At 65.6% G+C, this 14,264-nt stretch carries 14 protein-coding genes; 3 read left to right on the forward strand and 11 right to left on the reverse strand.

Annotated elements, in window-relative coordinates; translation table 11 throughout:
- Positions 1 to 51: 51 nt before the first annotated feature.
- From BTN82_RS10665 to BTN82_RS10685, 5 genes are all read right to left on the reverse strand, one after another.
- Entirely contained in the window at positions 52 to 624 is a 573-nt protein-coding gene (locus BTN82_RS10665; protein ID WP_075119085.1) for a hypothetical protein, read from the reverse strand.
- Positions 615 to 1,016: a hypothetical protein gene (locus tag BTN82_RS10670; protein WP_075119086.1), complete on the reverse strand. Its 402-nt coding sequence runs from the start codon at positions 1,014 to 1,016 to the stop codon at positions 615 to 617. Before BTN82_RS10670 ends, BTN82_RS10665 begins: the two co-directional genes overlap by 10 nt.
- 325 nt (positions 1,017 to 1,341) lie before the next feature.
- Positions 1,342 to 2,520 (reverse strand): acetyl-CoA C-acetyltransferase, encoded by a 1,179-nt coding sequence (locus BTN82_RS10675; protein WP_075119087.1) that lies wholly within the window; start codon positions 2,518 to 2,520, stop codon positions 1,342 to 1,344.
- Between the two features lie 14 nt (positions 2,521 to 2,534).
- Positions 2,535 to 3,194, reverse strand: coding sequence for a CoA transferase subunit B (locus BTN82_RS10680; protein ID WP_007920581.1), 660 nt, complete (start codon positions 3,192 to 3,194; stop codon positions 2,535 to 2,537).
- Between the two features lie 32 nt (positions 3,195 to 3,226).
- On the reverse strand, positions 3,227 to 3,925 hold the full coding sequence (locus BTN82_RS10685; RefSeq protein ID WP_007920583.1) for a CoA transferase subunit A: 699 nt from the start codon (positions 3,923 to 3,925) through the stop codon (positions 3,227 to 3,229).
- Positions 3,926 to 4,074: 149 nt separating this feature from the next.
- On the opposite strand from BTN82_RS10685, the gene BTN82_RS10690 reads away from it, so the two are divergent.
- Entirely contained in the window at positions 4,075 to 4,980 is a 906-nt protein-coding gene (locus tag BTN82_RS10690) for a LysR family transcriptional regulator (protein WP_075119088.1), read from the forward strand.
- On the opposite strand, the gene BTN82_RS10695 is transcribed toward BTN82_RS10690, so the two are convergent.
- From BTN82_RS10695 to BTN82_RS10705, 3 genes are all read right to left on the reverse strand, one after another.
- Positions 4,977 to 5,816 (reverse strand): NAD-dependent protein deacetylase, encoded by an 840-nt coding sequence (locus tag BTN82_RS10695; protein WP_075119089.1) that lies wholly within the window; start codon positions 5,814 to 5,816, stop codon positions 4,977 to 4,979. The genes BTN82_RS10690 and BTN82_RS10695 overlap by 4 nt on opposite strands.
- Before the next feature lie 127 nt (positions 5,817 to 5,943).
- A complete protein-coding gene (locus BTN82_RS10700; RefSeq protein ID WP_075119090.1) occupies positions 5,944 to 8,169 on the reverse strand; it encodes an LTA synthase family protein in 2,226 nt (741 codons plus the stop codon).
- Between the two features lie 221 nt (positions 8,170 to 8,390).
- On the reverse strand, positions 8,391 to 9,467 hold the full coding sequence (locus BTN82_RS10705) for an AbrB family transcriptional regulator (RefSeq protein ID WP_075119091.1): 1,077 nt from the start codon (positions 9,465 to 9,467) through the stop codon (positions 8,391 to 8,393).
- A gap of 128 nt (positions 9,468 to 9,595) precedes the next feature.
- Here BTN82_RS10705 and BTN82_RS10710 point away from each other — a divergent pair, with 128 nt between their 5' ends.
- Positions 9,596 to 10,498 (forward strand): LysR family transcriptional regulator, encoded by a 903-nt coding sequence (locus BTN82_RS10710; protein WP_075119092.1) that lies wholly within the window; start codon positions 9,596 to 9,598, stop codon positions 10,496 to 10,498.
- A 229-nt stretch (positions 10,499 to 10,727) separates the two neighbouring features.
- On the opposite strand, the gene BTN82_RS10715 is transcribed toward BTN82_RS10710, so the two are convergent.
- Positions 10,728 to 11,168 (reverse strand): CBS domain-containing protein, encoded by a 441-nt coding sequence (locus tag BTN82_RS10715; RefSeq protein ID WP_075119093.1) that lies wholly within the window; start codon positions 11,166 to 11,168, stop codon positions 10,728 to 10,730.
- 280 nt (positions 11,169 to 11,448) lie between these two features.
- Between BTN82_RS10715 and BTN82_RS10720 the strand changes: the two genes are divergently transcribed.
- Positions 11,449 to 11,844, forward strand: a complete 396-nt coding sequence (locus BTN82_RS10720) for a GFA family protein (protein ID WP_222610209.1) — start codon at positions 11,449 to 11,451, stop codon at positions 11,842 to 11,844.
- 66 nt (positions 11,845 to 11,910) lie between these two features.
- On the opposite strand, the gene BTN82_RS10725 is transcribed toward BTN82_RS10720, so the two are convergent.
- Positions 11,911 to 12,435, reverse strand: a complete 525-nt coding sequence (locus tag BTN82_RS10725) for a DUF2867 domain-containing protein (RefSeq protein ID WP_075119095.1) — start codon at positions 12,433 to 12,435, stop codon at positions 11,911 to 11,913.
- A 686-nt stretch (positions 12,436 to 13,121) separates the two neighbouring features.
- Complete coding sequence (locus tag BTN82_RS10730; protein WP_410002804.1) at positions 13,122 to 14,228, reverse strand: polyamine ABC transporter substrate-binding protein; 1,107 nt, start codon at positions 14,226 to 14,228, stop codon at positions 13,122 to 13,124.
- Positions 14,229 to 14,264 lie beyond the last annotated feature (36 nt).

Consider the following 14,264-nt stretch of genomic DNA (forward strand, 5'->3'; position numbering starts at 1 on the left):
CAGTGGCCACGGCGTTTTACTCGGGGCTGGTCTCAAGCCTCGGTCAGTTCATCAGGTGCTTGGCTGGTCCACCGACAGGGTCCAGACAATCGAGGTCAGGATGCCCAGGTCGAGCAGCAGGGCTTGGGAGCGCAGGGCCTTGCGCAAGACGGGGTAGTCGGCCTTGGACCTCTTGAAGCTGGATTTTTCCAGGACCTGGATATGCCGGGTAATCGCCGTGACCGCCAGTTCGGCCAGCTGTTTCTCGGTGGCGGGTTCGGCCAGGCCCAGCTCCTTCAGGCGGCCCTGGAAGGCGCCGATGACGTCTTTTTCCTCGTTCGTACTGGGCTGGTAGACGATCTTCTGCTCAGGCGCTTCTGCGCTGACCTTCTTGAACAGCACGACGGATTCGTTGAAGTGTTGCAACGCCAGCGCCTTGGATTTGTTGGCATTGTCCGTCTCGCCCAGTTCGAGGTACATCAGCATTTCGTGGAAGGCCTGGAAGCCTCGATGCAGCTCGGCGCCGGCCAGGTCCGAGCCTTTGGCCAGGGCTTCGCGGTCCGAGTTGAAGGACGGGCCGGCAGTCGCCTGGAGGCTGGCCAGCCCCGTCAGCAAGACCAGGAACAGGCAGTTGATCAGGCGCATTTTTTGCTCCTCGCCATGCGGTCGATAAAGGCCACGAAGGATTGGGTGTAGTACTGCTTGGGCGCGTTCTGCCAGAACTCGCGGGCTCGCGGGTCGTCGAGGACGAAACGGCACAGGGACAGGTTGAGGGCCTGGAAGGGTTCGGCGAGCAGGCGTTCATTCTGCTGATAGAGGTACACCTGGTAGTAGAAGGACAAGACCTGGCGTGCCTGGATCTTGCCGGTTTGGTAGTCCTGTTCGACCTGCATGCCCTGGTCGAGGACCTTGATCGAGTTCGCCAGTTGGGCGTCTTCGTTCGCCTGGTTCAGTTGCGTGATGCTGAGGTACAGAACCACGATGGTTGTCGCGGTCGCCAGGTTGGCGAGCACCTCGATGACCTCTGGAAATTTCATGCTGCCTCCCGTGACTGGGGGGCCGGTTTTGAGGAAAAACCGGGTCGAGAACCAGACGTTGAGTCATATGGGGCAGGCAGCAGTCTTGGCACTGAGCGCGGCTGTTTCAGCCGTGAGTCAGTGGGCGGAAGGGGTGGGGAAAACAGCCTGTCGCCAGCCGTATGAGTTGAATGTAGCTGACGGATAGCGCGCTGCCAGCGGCCTTCGTGGGCCATCGGTCAGGTCGCGAAAGGCACCCGGCGCACAGGGAAGTGCGCTGGGTGTGTTGCCGGCCGGCCGCCGGATATCGTGGGTCCGAGGGCCAGCCGTGGAGCGCGGTGGCGGCTTAGCGTTCGATGGCCAGGGCCACGCCTTGCCCGCCGCCGATGCACAGGGTGGCGAGGCCTTTCTTGGCGTCGCGCTTGAGCATTTCGTGCAGCAGGGTCACCAGCACCCGGCAGCCCGAGGCGCCGATCGGGTGGCCGATGGCGATGGCGCCGCCGTTGACGTTGACCTTGCTCGCGTCCCAACCCAGCTCCTTGCCCACCGACAGCGCCTGGGCGGCGAAGGCTTCGTTGGCTTCGATCAGGTCCAATTGGTCCAGCGACCAGCCGGCCTTGTCCAGGCAGCGGCGGGTGGCCGACACGGGGCCGATGCCCATGATCGCCGGATCGACCCCGGCGTTGGCGTAGGCGGCGATTTTCGCCAGCACCGGCAGACCCAGGGCGCGGGCTTTTTCGGCGCTCATGAGGATCACCGCGGCGGCACCGTCGTTCAGCGACGAGGCGTTGCCGGCGGTGACTGTGCCGTCTTTCTTGAAGGCCGGCTTGAGCTTGCCCAGGGATTCGGCGGTGGTGCCGGCGCGCGGCTGCTCGTCGGTGGCGAAGGCCACGGGTTCGCCCTTGCGCTGGGGAATCAGGATCGGGGTGATCTCGTCGACGAAACGTCCGCCTTCGATGGCAGCCACGGCCTTTTGCTGCGAGGCGGCGGCAAAGGCGTCCTGGGCTTCGCGGCTGATGGCGTATTTGTCCACCAGGTTCTCGGCGGTGATGCCCATGTGGTAGTCGTTGAACGCATCCCACAGGCCGTCGCTGATCATGGTGTCGACGATCTGGCTGTGGCCCATGCGCAGGCCGGTGCGGGCGCCGGGCAGCACGTAGTTGGCCAGGCTCATGTTTTCCTGGCCGCCGGCGATGATCACCTCGGCATCGCCGCAGCGGATGGCCTGGGCGGCCAGGTGCAGGGCCTTGAGGCCCGAGCCGCAGACCTTGTTCAGGGTCATGGCGGGCACGGCGTGGGGCAGGCCGGCCTTGATCGCGGCCTGGCGGGCGGGGTTCTGCCCGGCGCCGGCGGTGAGCACCTGGCCCATGATCACTTCATCGACTTGGGCAGCGTCCAGGCCGGTCTGGGCCAGCAGTTGGCGGATGACCGCGGCGCCGAGGTCGACCGCGGAAACGTTCGCCAGCGAACCCTGGAAACTGCCGACCGCGGTGCGGGTGGCGGCAACGATTACGACGTCTTGCATGGTCTGGTTGCTCCTCAGGCGAACTGCATTTCAGGTACGTGGGCCGGCACGATCAGCTTGCCGGCGGTCTTGCTGACGATTTCCTCGACGCTGACCCCGGGGGCGCGCTCCTTGAGGATGAACGCGCCGTTCTCGATCTCCAGGTAGGCGAGGTCGGTCAGCACCCGCTTGATGCAGTTGGCGCCAGTCAGCGGCAGGCTGCAGCGGCTCAGCAGTTTCGACTCACCGTCTTTCGAGGCGTGGGTCATGGTGACGATGATGTTGTCCGCGCCGGCCACCAGGTCCATGGCGCCGCCCATGCCCTTGACCAGCTTGCCGGGGATCATCCAGGAGGCGATGTTGCCCTGCACGTCGACCTCGAAGGCGCCGAGCACGGTGAGGTCGATATGGCCGCCGCGGATCATCGCGAAGGATTCGGCGGACGAGAAGATCGACGCGCCGATGCGCGCGGTGACCGTCTGTTTGCCGGCGTTGATCATGTCGGCGTCGACTTCGTCGTCGGTGGGGAAGGCGCCCATGCCGAGCAGGCCGTTTTCCGATTGCAGCATCACTTCCATGCCGTCGGGGATGTAGTTGGCCACCAGGGTCGGGATGCCGATGCCGAGGTTCACATAAAAGCCGTCCTGCAGTTCGCGGGCGACGCGTTGGGCCATTTGTTCGCGGGTAAGAGCCATTTTTTATTCTCCGTCAGTCGTTGGGCGGGCGATTACTTGCGCACGGTGCGCTGTTCGATGCGTTTTTCGAACGTGCCGCAAATGATCCGGTCGACGTAGATGCCCGGGGTGTGGATCTGTGTCGGGTCCAGTTCGCCCGGTTCGACGATCTCCTCGACCTCGACCACGGTGATCTTGCCGGCGGTGGCCGCCAGCGGGTTGAAGTTCTGCGCGGTGTGGCGGTAGACCACGTTGCCGAAGTGGTCGGCCTTCCAGCCTTTGACGATGGCGAAGTCGCCGGTGATGGACTCTTCCATCAGGTAGGCGCGGCCGTTGAATTCGCGGGTTTCCTTGCCGTCGGCGACCGGGGTGCCGACGCCGGTGGCGGTGAAGAAGGCCGGGATGCCGGCGCCGCCCGCGCGCATTTTCTCGGCCAGGGTGCCTTGGGGGGTCAGCACCACTTCGATTTCGCCGCTCAGCAGTTGCTTCTCGAACAGGGCGTTCTCGCCGACGTAGGAGGCCACCACCTTGCTGATCTGCCGGTCTTCCAGCAGCACGCCAAGGCCGAAACCGTCGACCCCGCAGTTGTTGGAAACCACGGTCAGGTCGCGGGTGCCGCGACGCTTGATCTCGGCGATCAGGTTCTCCGGGATGCCGCACAGGCCGAAGCCGCCGGAGATCACGGTCATGCCGTCCTTGAGGCCTTCGAGGGCTTCCTCGTAGGACGCTACGCGCTTGTCGAAACCTGCCATCTGCACATCCTCTTGTTCTTGGTATTTGCTTGGCCAGCCGGCTGACGGGCCGTTTGAGCAGCAGTGTTGCGCTGGTGAATTCATTTGTTAAGTTGATTTTTAAGGTTGATTGATAGATAAAACTCAACAGTTTATTTCGAGGGCACCCCATGACCGTCAAACAGATCCGCGCCTTCCTGGCGGTGGCCCAGAGCCTGAGTTTCGCCGTCGCCTGCGAGCGCCTGCACCTCTCGCAGTCGGCCCTGAGCCTGACCATCAAGGCCCTGGAAGACGGCCTGGGCGGGCGCCTGTTCAGCCGCAACACGCGCAACGTCGCCCTGACCCCGGAGGGCGAAGCCCTGGTGCCCCTGGCGCGGCGCCTGGTCGCCGACTGGGACAACGCCGAGGACGAACTGCGGCAGCGCTTCACCCTGCAACGCGGGCGGGTGACCCTGGCGGCGATGCCGTCCTTTGCCGGCAACCTGCTGCCGCCGATCCTCAAGACCTTTCGCGCGCGCTATCCGCAGGTCAATGTCACGGTCAACGACGTGATCAACGAGCAAGTGCTGGAAATGGTCCGCGACCGCCAGGTGGAGCTGGGGGTGGCCTTCGAGCCGCAGCAAAGTGCCTCGCTGCAATTCACCCCGCTGTACATCGACCGCTTCGTCGCCGTGGTGCCCAGCGACTCGCCGTTGGCGGCGCTCAAGGACATCGACTGGCAATCGCTGCTGGAGCAGCCCTTCATCACCCTGCAACGACCGTCCACGGTGCGGGTGATGCTCGAGGAACACCTGCGGGCGCGGAGCATGAAACTGCCGGTGGAATTCGAAAGCCATCAGTTGGCGACGGTGGGGCGCATGGTCGCCAGCGGCCTCGGCGTGAGCGCGGTGCCGGCCCTGTGCGCCGGGCAGATGCGCGAGCTGGGCGCCCGTTGCATCACCCTGCGCGACCCGGTGGTGGAGCGCGCCATCGGCGTGTTGACCAAGCCCGGGCACGAACTGTCGAGCGCGGCCCAGGCGTTGTTCGATATCTTGCGTGGGGCCGGTCTGGCCGAGCGGTTATCGGTTGGGCCTTAGGGCGTCAGGCGCTCGGCCAGCAGCGGTAGCAACTGCTCGCAAGAGGCGGCGATCTTCAGGTCCAGCAGTTCGTCGGCGCGGGTCTTGCCGACGTTGATGGCGATCAGCGGCTTGCCCTGGTCGACCACGGCCTTGCACAGGCGAAAAGCCGAATAGGCCATCAGGGACGAGCCCACCACCAGCAGGCCGGCGGCCTGCTGGATGCCGTGCATGGCCTTGGCCGCGGTGGCTTGGGCGACGTTCTCGCCGAAGAACACAACGTCCGGTTTCAGCCGCTCGCCGGCGCAATGGGGGCAACGCGGCACCTGGAAACGTTCCTCGAACGCCGGGTCCAGCAGGGTGTCGCCATCGGGCGCTTGCGCAGCGTCGACGCCGGCCAGGTAGGGGTTGTGCAGCTCCAGCAACTGCTGGATCGCCTGGCGTTCGCTGTGTTGCGCGCAGTCCAGGCAGACCACCCGGTGCAGGCTGCCGTGCAGTTCGATCACGTCGCGGCTGCCGGCCTGGTCGTGCAGGGTGTCGACGTTCTGGGTGATCACCCCGGCGATCTTCCGGCGTGCCTGTAACTGCGCCAGGGCCTCATGGGCGGCGTTCGGCCGGGCCTGGCGAATCCGCGGCCAACCGAGCATCGCCCGCGCCCAGTAGCGGCGCCGGGCCCTGGGGTCGGCCAGGAACTCCTGGTACATCATCGGTTGCTGGCCGCGCCGCACGCCGTCGTTGTCGCGGTAGTCGGGAATCCCCGAAGGGGTGCTGATGCCGGCGCCGGTGAGGACCATGAACGGGCGCTCGGCCATCAACTGCTGCAACTGTTGCAGGGAGTAGTCCAGGGTGTCGGTCATCGGCGTCCTCGTGCTCGGGCGTTAGCGCCGCGAAGCGCTGCGAGGTCATACCTTGGGCCTGGCGAGGCGTTTCGACAAGGGGGGAACTGGACGGCCGTGGGCCGTCCAGCGTTGTGCGGGGGAAGACTCAGGAGGACTGCGCGCTGTCGTCCTGGGGTTCCTCGGTGGCTTCCTCTTGCCCCGGCAATTCGGTGATCACGCTGAAGTCGCTGACTTCCACCGCGCCCAGGCCGTAGCCCAGCAGGTGGAAGGAGAAGGCCTTGCGCGATTCCGGGTTGTCGAAGCTGAAGTCCATTTCCAGGGGCTGGTCGGGGGTCACCAGCATTTCTTCCGGCAGGCCCAGGGCCACGTCCTGCTCGCGCTCCTTGCCCTTGAGCAGGATGTAGGCGTTCTGCTGCGGGTCGGCCGAGCGCACGGTGAAGCGCACCCGGGTCTGCGAGCCCTTGGGCATTTCCAGGTACTGCGCGCCGATCAAGTTGTCGGCCCAGTCGTCCTTGATCTGCGCTTGCAGCGGGATGATCGCCGGGCTGCCGAACTGATAGTGCAGGTTCAGCGGCGATTGCAGCAGGGTGCGGTCCAGTCCTTCGGCGCGGGCGCTGATCTGGCGCGCGCGCAAGCCGCCGTACTGGCCCTTGAAGGTGGCGCTGTCGGCGATGAAACCGGGGCTCGCGTAGTAGCGGCAGCGTTGCTGGAAGTCGCATTCGGTCAGGGTGCCCTGGCCGTCGTGGTAACGCAGCTTGCCGTTGGTGTAGGACATGATTTCCCGGCCCAGCGGGTAGTCGCGCAGCAGCGAGCGGCCGCTGAGGTTTTCCGGGGGCTGGAAGCCGAAGTAGTCGAGCACCGAGGCGCTCAGGTCGACATGGCCGTAGGTCCCGGACTTGATCTTCGGCAACTGTGCCTGCTCCGGGGCCAGCAGCAGGTTGAAGCCCCAGGACGAGGCCAGGCGCACGCCGTCGATACCGTGGGACTCGTCCGAAGTGACGATTACCAGGGTGTCCTTGAGCACGCCCTGGCGCTCCAGTGCGTCGAGGAACGGGCCGATGGCGTCGTCCAGGTAGGCCACGGCGGCCTGCTTGGGCGTGTCGAAGCGTTCCAGGTAGTCCTCGGGCGCGGAATAGGGCTGGTGGGTGCCGACGGTCAGCAGGGTGAGCATCCACGGCTTTTTCTGCTTTTTCAGCTGGCCGACATAATCCAGCGCGCCTTCGAAGAAGGCCTTGTCGTCCTTGCCCCAGGGGAAGTCCAGGTAGTTGGCGTTGGCGAACCATTCCAGGCCGTGGGTCGCGTCGAAGCCGATGTGCGGCATGATCTTGTCTTTGGCCATGAAGCGCAGGCCGGCGCCTTGCAGGTAATGGGTGGCGAAACCGTGGTTGCGCAGCTGGGCCGGCAGGCAGGCCTGGTTGCGCTGGGCCTGGGTCAGCAGTTCGATGCCCTTGGGCGTGCCGTTGTCGAGTTTGTCGTAGTCGCCGCAGAGCATGGCGTACAGGCCGCGGATGGTCTGGTGGCTGTGCAGCACGTAGTCCGGGGTGTTCATGCCGCGCTCGGCCCAGGCGCTGAGCCTGGGCATCAGGTTGTCCTGGTAGCGGCTGTGCAGGGCGTCGCGGTTGGTCTTGAGATAGGCCCCGGGAATGCCTTCCAGGGCGATCACCAGCACGTTGCGCGCCTGGCCGGGAGCGGCCAGCAGCGGTTCGCCGTCGAGGTCGAGCTGGGTCAGGCCGGCCATCTGTACCGGCAGCTCGGGCACGTCGCCCTCCAGCCATTGTTCCAGCTGCACCTGGCCCTGGCCGGCGGCGGCCGCGAGCAACTGGTGCGGCAGGTTGAACAGGCGCCATTGATCGGCTTCGCTGGGGTTCAGGTACTGCACGCCGCCATGGGCCAGCCACAGCAGCGCGGGGGCGCTCCAGGCGTGGCGCGGCAAGCGCGGGGCGTGGGTGCCGCGCGTGGCCCATTGCACGCTGAGCCACAGGCCCAGGCCGATCAGCAGCGCCGCTGCCAGCCAGGGGTGGGCCAGGCCGCCGCCGGTGGAGTTGCCGACGAACTGCGGGTCGAACAGGTAATGCAGGTCGGCGGCGTTGGGCAGGCGGCCCACGGCGCTGACCAGCTCGGCGCTGGCGATGCTCAGCAGGCACCAGGCCAGTAGCACCGGCAAGGCCAGCCACCAGGGCCGGCGGTACAGCAATACCGTCAGCAGGCCCGCGGTGCCCAGGTCCGAGAGATACCCCAGGGGGTCGGACCAGCCGAGCAGCGTGCGCGCCACCAGCGGCACGAGCAGCACCAGGCTCAGCAGGGCGCCGAGGGGGGCCAGGGGGTGATGGAAAACACGTCGGATGAACTTCACGAAAAACCTGCTCGTCATTAAATCGTCACGCAAATGTGCGCCATGTTAACAACAGCCGGCGGCAAGACGTTTCTTATTCGAGAGCAAAGCAGGGCCCCGGGTCGTTGGCGAAACGGTCCGGGGCGCGCTGTGACGGTGGCTTGAGTCCTGTATTCAGGCGCTTGGCGGTGGACTGGGGACGGGGCGATGGCGCTCGGATTTACTATTTCAGAGTATTTAAAGGCGCGCGGTCCCGGGGTTCAGCTGGCCCACTTGATGATCAGCCGGGCGAAAAACGCGCCGCTGACGATCACCGCGAACAGCCGCAGGGTCTGCATGGCCAGCACCAGGCCGACGTCGGCGTGGGTGTCCACCGCGATGATCGTCATCGAGTCCAGGCCACCGGGGCTGGTGGCGAGGTAGACCGAGAGAAAATCCTTGTCCAGCCAGTGCGCCAGCAGCCAGGCCGACAGCGCGCAGAGGGCAATCAGCAGCACCGCGCCGCCAATCATCGCCGGCAGCCGGCCCCATACGTAGCGTACGGTCGGGCGGTCGAAGCGCAGGCCGACGTAGCAGCCGATGGCGCCGTAGGCCAGGGCCAGCAGCCAGCCGGGCAAGGTGATGTGCAGCAGCCCGGAGATCTGCAGCGCGCCGCCGACCAGCAGCGGCACCAGCAGTGCGCCGGCCGGCACCCGCGAACCGAGCAGCACGCCGAATACCAGGGTGCCGAGGGTCAGGCCGAGGTTGAGCAGGGTGAAGCCCTGCAGGCTGGCGTCGCTGCCGTGGGTCGCGTTGCCGCCGGTTGGCGCGCCGATCCAGTGGCTGGCCAGGGCGCCGATCATGACCACGCAGACCACGCGCACGTATTGCATGGTGGCCACCACCCGCGCGTCGGCGCCGAAATCGTCGGCCATCGAGACCATGGCCGAGGCCGCTCCCGGCGCGGTGCCCCAGGCCGCGGTGCTGGGCGACAGGCCGCCGAGGCGCACCAGCACCAGCCCGACCAGGGCGCTGAGGCAGACGGTGAGCAGGGTGGCGAACAGCATCACGTGCCAGGACTGCGCCATCGAGACCAGCACGGCCAGGGTCATGGAGTGGGCGGCGAGCACCCCGACCGCGCCCTGGCCGAGGCGGAACGCCTGGCGCGGCACGCGAATGCGCGCGCCGCTGACGCCAAAACCGATGGCCACCAGCATCGGCCCGAGAAACTGCCCGGCGGGCACTTCGAAATGCTTCAGCGACTGCCCGGCGGCGCCGGCCAGGATCAGCAACGCCAGCCATTGCACAGGCAGGGGCCAGGCAGACAGGGATAAACGCAAGGGACGGGGCAAGGGCATTCTCCGACACGCTGGCCGCTCCTGTTGCGGGACCGTTGTTACCAGCGCTTCGAGGCAAATTATTGATAGCGCAATCGATCAGGTCCAGTTTCTAATTGTGATCAATCAATAACTCTGGTTTATCGATCATGGACCTGCGCGACCTGACGTATTTCGAAACCATCGCCGAGCTGGGCCACCTCGGCCACGCCGCGCAGAAGCTCAATCGCAGCCAGCCGGCACTGAGCAAAAGCATCCAGCGCCTGGAGGAATCGTTCGGCACCAAGCTGTTCGAGCGCGAGGGGCGGCGGATCAAGCTGACCGCAGTGGGCCAGTTGTTGCAGCAGCGTGCCCGGCAGTTGCAGCAGAACATTGCCGAGACCCATCGCGAGGTGCGCGACTTCGCCAGCGGCGTGCTCGGCAATATCCGCCTGGGGTGCGCGGCGAGCATGGCCGAGCACTTGCTGCCGCAGATGACCGCGACCCTGCTCGAGCATGCGCCGGACATCACCCTGAATTTGGTGATCGGCCAGGACGACCTGCTGCGCGAGTCGTTGCGTTCCGGGCGCCTGGACATGGTGGTCTGCCCGCTGTCCGAGAGCGATCCGCAGTTGCTGCACCATCTCCTGTTCGAGGACCAGGCGGTGGTGGTGGCCAGCCGCGAGCACCCGGTGTTCGACACGCCGATGCGCCTGCGCGACCTGTGCAATTACCGCTGGGTGCTGCCGGGCACCGGGGTCTGGGCCCGGCGCTGGATCGACAACGTGTTCCAGAGCCAGCAATTGCCTCTGCCTTCGGTGCAGATCGAGACCAACACCATTTCCCTGTTGCCGCGGCTGATCGCCAAGACCGGCCTGCTGAGCTTCCTGGCCCGGGAAACCCTGGACGACTTCAAGGGCATCGCCCACCTGCGGGAAGTGCCGCTGGCGCAAACCTGCATGCGCCGGCGCATCGTCGTGCTGGTCCGGGCCGAAGGCTACCTGTCGCCAGCGGCCCAGTTGCTGCTGGATCTGCTCAAGCGCGATGGGCGACAGTTTTTCACCGCGGGTTAAAGGTAACTGACTACACACTGTGTGCTTCTGTAGGAACAGCCGGTCGACGCTCGATTGCTCGCGATAGCCGGCAAAGCCGGCGCTATGACAGCCAATGCGCGATATCAGGTAAACCGCGTGCATAGGTTTTGCGACCGCTATGCGGTCGATCGTGAGCAAGCTTCGCTCCTACAGAAGATAGGTGTATGGGGAATTGTAGCCGTCTAAAGACGGCTACCAGGGAGAAGGCTCATTCGCCGCGGATGTATTGTTCCAGCTGGCGGATCAGGTCGGCCTGCGCGGCGATGGCTTCCTTGACCAGGTCGCCGATCGACAGCAGGCCCAGCAACTGGCCGTTCTCCACCACCGGCAGGTGGCGCAGGTGGCTGTCGGTCATGATGCCCATGCAGGTTTCCACGCTCTGGTGCGAGTCCACGGTGATCACCGGCGAACTCATGATCGCGCTGACCGGCGTGCCCACCGATGAGCGTCCGTGCAGGACCAGCTTGCGTGCGTAGTCGCGCTCGCTGATGACCCCGACCACCACGCCGTTTTCCATCACCGGCAAGGCGCCGACGTTTTTTTCCGCCATCAGCATCAGCGCTTCGAGCACCATCTGGTGCGGTGCGATGGTGTGCACTTGCTGGTTGTGCTTGGCCTTGAGTTTCAGCAGTTCTGCGACGCTCTTCATGGGGCGCTCCTTGGTGGGCCGGGACGGTCTGACGCCGCTCCGAGAGGGTTCCTACAGAATCGTAGAGAGTGAGCGAAGGGGCAAGGTTGAAAGCGGCACCCACCGCAGGAAAAACGTCACTGAAACGTTTCTGCCGCGAATGCCGGCGTGGCAGCGTTTGGTGTCGGCGTGTTGTCATAGGCAACAGTCGGGTCTGCCGGGCGAGCCGGCGGACTTCTTTCGGTGCAGCGGCCGGCGGCTTGCCTGGTGCGCAGGGCCACGACAAGACGAGGTCCGGACCATGGAACAACCGATGAAATACACCGGCGAGTGTCACTGCGCAGCCGTCGCCTTCGAGTTCGAGGGCGCGCTCGACGAGCTGGTCCGTTGCGATTGCTCGTTATGCCGCAAGCGCAATGCGCTGATGGCGACGGTGCCGCGCGAGCAGTTCCGTATCGTCCGCGGCGAGGAGGCGTTGCGCCTGTACCGCTGGAACAGCGGCGTGGCCCAGCATTACTTTTGCGGCGTATGCGGCATCTATGTCTACCACCGGCGCCGCAGCAACCCACAAATGCTTAGTGTGAACGCCTGCTGTATCGACGGCCTGGACGTCGCCGCCCTGCGGGTGCGCCAGGTCGATGGCAAGAGCCGCAGTACGGTCGACCGCCCCTTGCCGAGCGACGACGCCAGCCGCTAGCCGGCCCGCGAGGGGCCGACTGTCGGGTTGAAGCGCGGTGCTTGCGTGGCTCAGTCCTTGGGGGGCTCAGAGACGATTGATATTGGCCAGGGTCAGCGGCGCGATAAGCCGGTGGAACGGCGCCACCGGCAGCATGTATAGACGCCCCAGCAGGTTGTGCGGGTGGACCACGGTGGACAGCACCACCGGGCGCCGGCCCTCGGCGGTCAGCGGCAGGCGGTTGAGGGACAGGTGTACGTCCAGGTGCTTGTCGCGGTCCGCCACCAGCACCTCGTCGGGGTTCTGGGAGATCAGGGTGAAGATGCCGACCCGCTCGCCCGGCCGGTAATCCTCGTCGGCCCGGGTCAGGTCTATCTGCGTCAGGTGCCCCAGATCCTTGAGGCCGAACAGCTGCACCACGCGGTTGCGCAAGCCCATCATGCGGTCGATCCAGGCCGGGGTCTGGCTCATCAGGTGCAGCAGATGGCGCATGGCGCTGCGCTCGGTGTCCTGGGCCAGGGCCAGGTGGCAGTCGATAAAGCTCGCGCCGGCGGCCAGGTTGGCGATGCTGGACGGGCTGGGCAATGGGCAAGGCTGAACGGCGGTCGGCATCGAAACATTCCCTGTAGACGCGCGGCGCAGGGCTGCGCCGCAAGTGGCGAAAAATAGCATTGTTTGCCGTGGGAGCATGGGCGGGGCTGAAACCTTGCGAGCGCTGCGCGCCCGTACGCAGCCTGCGGCAGCGGCTACAGGGCGCCCGGCCGATCTTTTGCCAGGACTCCTGTAGCCGCTGCCGAGCTTGCGAGGCTGCGTAAAGGTCCGCAGGACCTTCGGCGGTCGTGAGATCGTCGCGCCCCTGCGGGTCGTACGCAGCCTGCGGCAGCGGCTACAGAGCGCTCGACACGATCTTTTGCCAGGACTCTTGTAGCCGCTGCCGAGCTTGCGAGGCTGCGTAAAGGTCCGCAGGGCCTTCGGCGGTCGTGAGATCGTCGCGCCCCTGCGGGTCGTACGCAGCCTGCGGCAGCGGCTACAGGGCGTTCGGCTCGGTCTTTTTGTCAGGCCCTGATCTTGTAGCCGCTGCCGAGCCCGCGAGGCTGTGCAAAGGCCCGCAGGGCCTTCGGCGATCGTGAGGTCGGCGCGGGTGCCGAAAGCAAAAAAGGCGCCCGAGGAGGGCGCCAAGGAGTCGCCTGAACCGAGGGAGCCAGGCGAGCCCGTTCGCAGGAGTGTCGCGGTGGTAAGGCGCGACTGAACGGAAGAGAGCGGCGGCGCCCGGCGCGGCGGCCGGGCGCGCGCACGGTTTATTTGCCGAGCTTGATCCGCGTCCAGCCGCGGTTCATCACGCGCTGGATGGCGATCGGCTGGTCCGGCACCGCGTACAGGGTGGCGAGCACGTCCTGGGGCGGGTAGGAGGCCGGGTCGTTGCGGATGGCTTCGTCCACCAGCGGCGTGGCGGCCGCGTTGGCGTTGCTGTAGCCCAGGCTATTGGTGACCTCGGCGATGATGTCCGCGCGCATCAGGAAGTTCATGAACAGGTAGGCGTTGTCGACGTTGGACGCGTCCTTGGGCATGGCCATCATGTCGTAGAAGCTGCCGGCGCCTTCCTTGGGAATGCTGAAGGCGACCTTCTCCTTGTTGCCCGCTTCCTCGGCGCGCGAACGCGCTTGCAGCACGTCGCCGGAGTAACCCACGGCCACGCAGATATTGCCGTTGGCCAGGTCCGAGATGTACTTGGAGGAATGGAAGTAGGTCACCGAAGGCCGGATCTTCATGAACAGCGCCTCGGCCTCGAGGATCTGCGCCTTGTCCTTGCTGGTCACCGGGTAGCCCAGGTAATGCAGGGCGGCCGGGAGCATTTCCGTCGGCGAGTCGAGGAAGCTGATGCCACAGGCCTTGAGCTTCTCGGCGTTCTCCGGCTTGAACAGCAGGTCCCAGGAATTGGTCGGCGCGTCCGCGCCCAGCACTGCCTTGACCTTGTCCGGGTTGTAGCCGATGCCGATCGAACCCCACATGTAAGGGAAGGCGTGGGCGTTGTCCGGGTCGCTGGCGGCGGCGTTCTTGAGCAGTACCGGGTTGAGGTTTTTCCAGTTCGGCAGCCGCGACTTGTCCAGCTCCTGATAGACCCCGGCCTTGATCTGCTTGGCCAGGAAGCTGTTGGACGGCACCACGATGTCGTAGCCGGACTTGCCGGTGAGCAGGCGCGCCTCCAGGGTTTCGTTGCTGTCGAAGACGTCGTAGGTAACGTGGATGCCGGTCTCGGCCTCGAACTTTTTCAGGGTGTCCGGGGCGATATAGTCCGACCAGTTGTAGACGCGCAGCTCCTTGTCGCTGGCCTGGGCGGCGGTAACCATGGCGCTCATCAGGGACAGCGAGAGCATGGTTTGGGCAAACAAGGTCCTGCCAAGCATTTTCATCGGTACAACTCCATTTCTTGTTGTGCGGAT

It is taken from the genome of Pseudomonas chlororaphis, assembly GCF_001921865.1.
GTDB lineage: Bacteria > Pseudomonadota > Gammaproteobacteria > Pseudomonadales > Pseudomonadaceae > Aquipseudomonas > Aquipseudomonas chlororaphis_D.

Coding starts and splice junctions, on each gene's coding strand:
- BTN82_RS10690 (WP_075119088.1), top strand. CDS start 4,075: ATGACCGTCAAACAGATCCGCGCCTTCCTGGCGGTGGCCCAGAGCCTG.
- BTN82_RS10680 (WP_007920581.1), bottom strand. CDS start 3,194: ATGGCTCTTACCCGCGAACAAATGGCCCAACGCGTCGCCCGCGAACTG.
- BTN82_RS10700 (WP_075119090.1), bottom strand. CDS start 8,169: ATGACGAGCAGGTTTTTCGTGAAGTTCATCCGACGTGTTTTCCATCAC.
- BTN82_RS10715 (WP_075119093.1), bottom strand. CDS start 11,168: ATGAAGAGCGTCGCAGAACTGCTGAAACTCAAGGCCAAGCACAACCAG.
- BTN82_RS10685 (WP_007920583.1), bottom strand. CDS start 3,925: ATGGCAGGTTTCGACAAGCGCGTAGCGTCCTACGAGGAAGCCCTCGAA.
- BTN82_RS10695 (WP_075119089.1), bottom strand. CDS start 5,816: ATGACCGACACCCTGGACTACTCCCTGCAACAGTTGCAGCAGTTGATG.
- BTN82_RS10665 (WP_075119085.1), bottom strand. CDS start 624: ATGCGCCTGATCAACTGCCTGTTCCTGGTCTTGCTGACGGGGCTGGCC.
- BTN82_RS10675 (WP_075119087.1), bottom strand. CDS start 2,520: ATGCAAGACGTCGTAATCGTTGCCGCCACCCGCACCGCGGTCGGCAGT.
- BTN82_RS10730 (WP_410002804.1), bottom strand. CDS start 14,228: ATGCTTGGCAGGACCTTGTTTGCCCAAACCATGCTCTCGCTGTCCCTG.
- BTN82_RS10725 (WP_075119095.1), bottom strand. CDS start 12,435: ATGCCGACCGCCGTTCAGCCTTGCCCATTGCCCAGCCCGTCCAGCATC.
- BTN82_RS10720 (WP_222610209.1), top strand. CDS start 11,449: ATGGAACAACCGATGAAATACACCGGCGAGTGTCACTGCGCAGCCGTC.
- BTN82_RS10670 (WP_075119086.1), bottom strand. CDS start 1,016: ATGAAATTTCCAGAGGTCATCGAGGTGCTCGCCAACCTGGCGACCGCG.
- BTN82_RS10705 (WP_075119091.1), bottom strand. CDS start 9,467: ATGCCCTTGCCCCGTCCCTTGCGTTTATCCCTGTCTGCCTGGCCCCTG.
- BTN82_RS10710 (WP_075119092.1), top strand. CDS start 9,596: ATGGACCTGCGCGACCTGACGTATTTCGAAACCATCGCCGAGCTGGGC.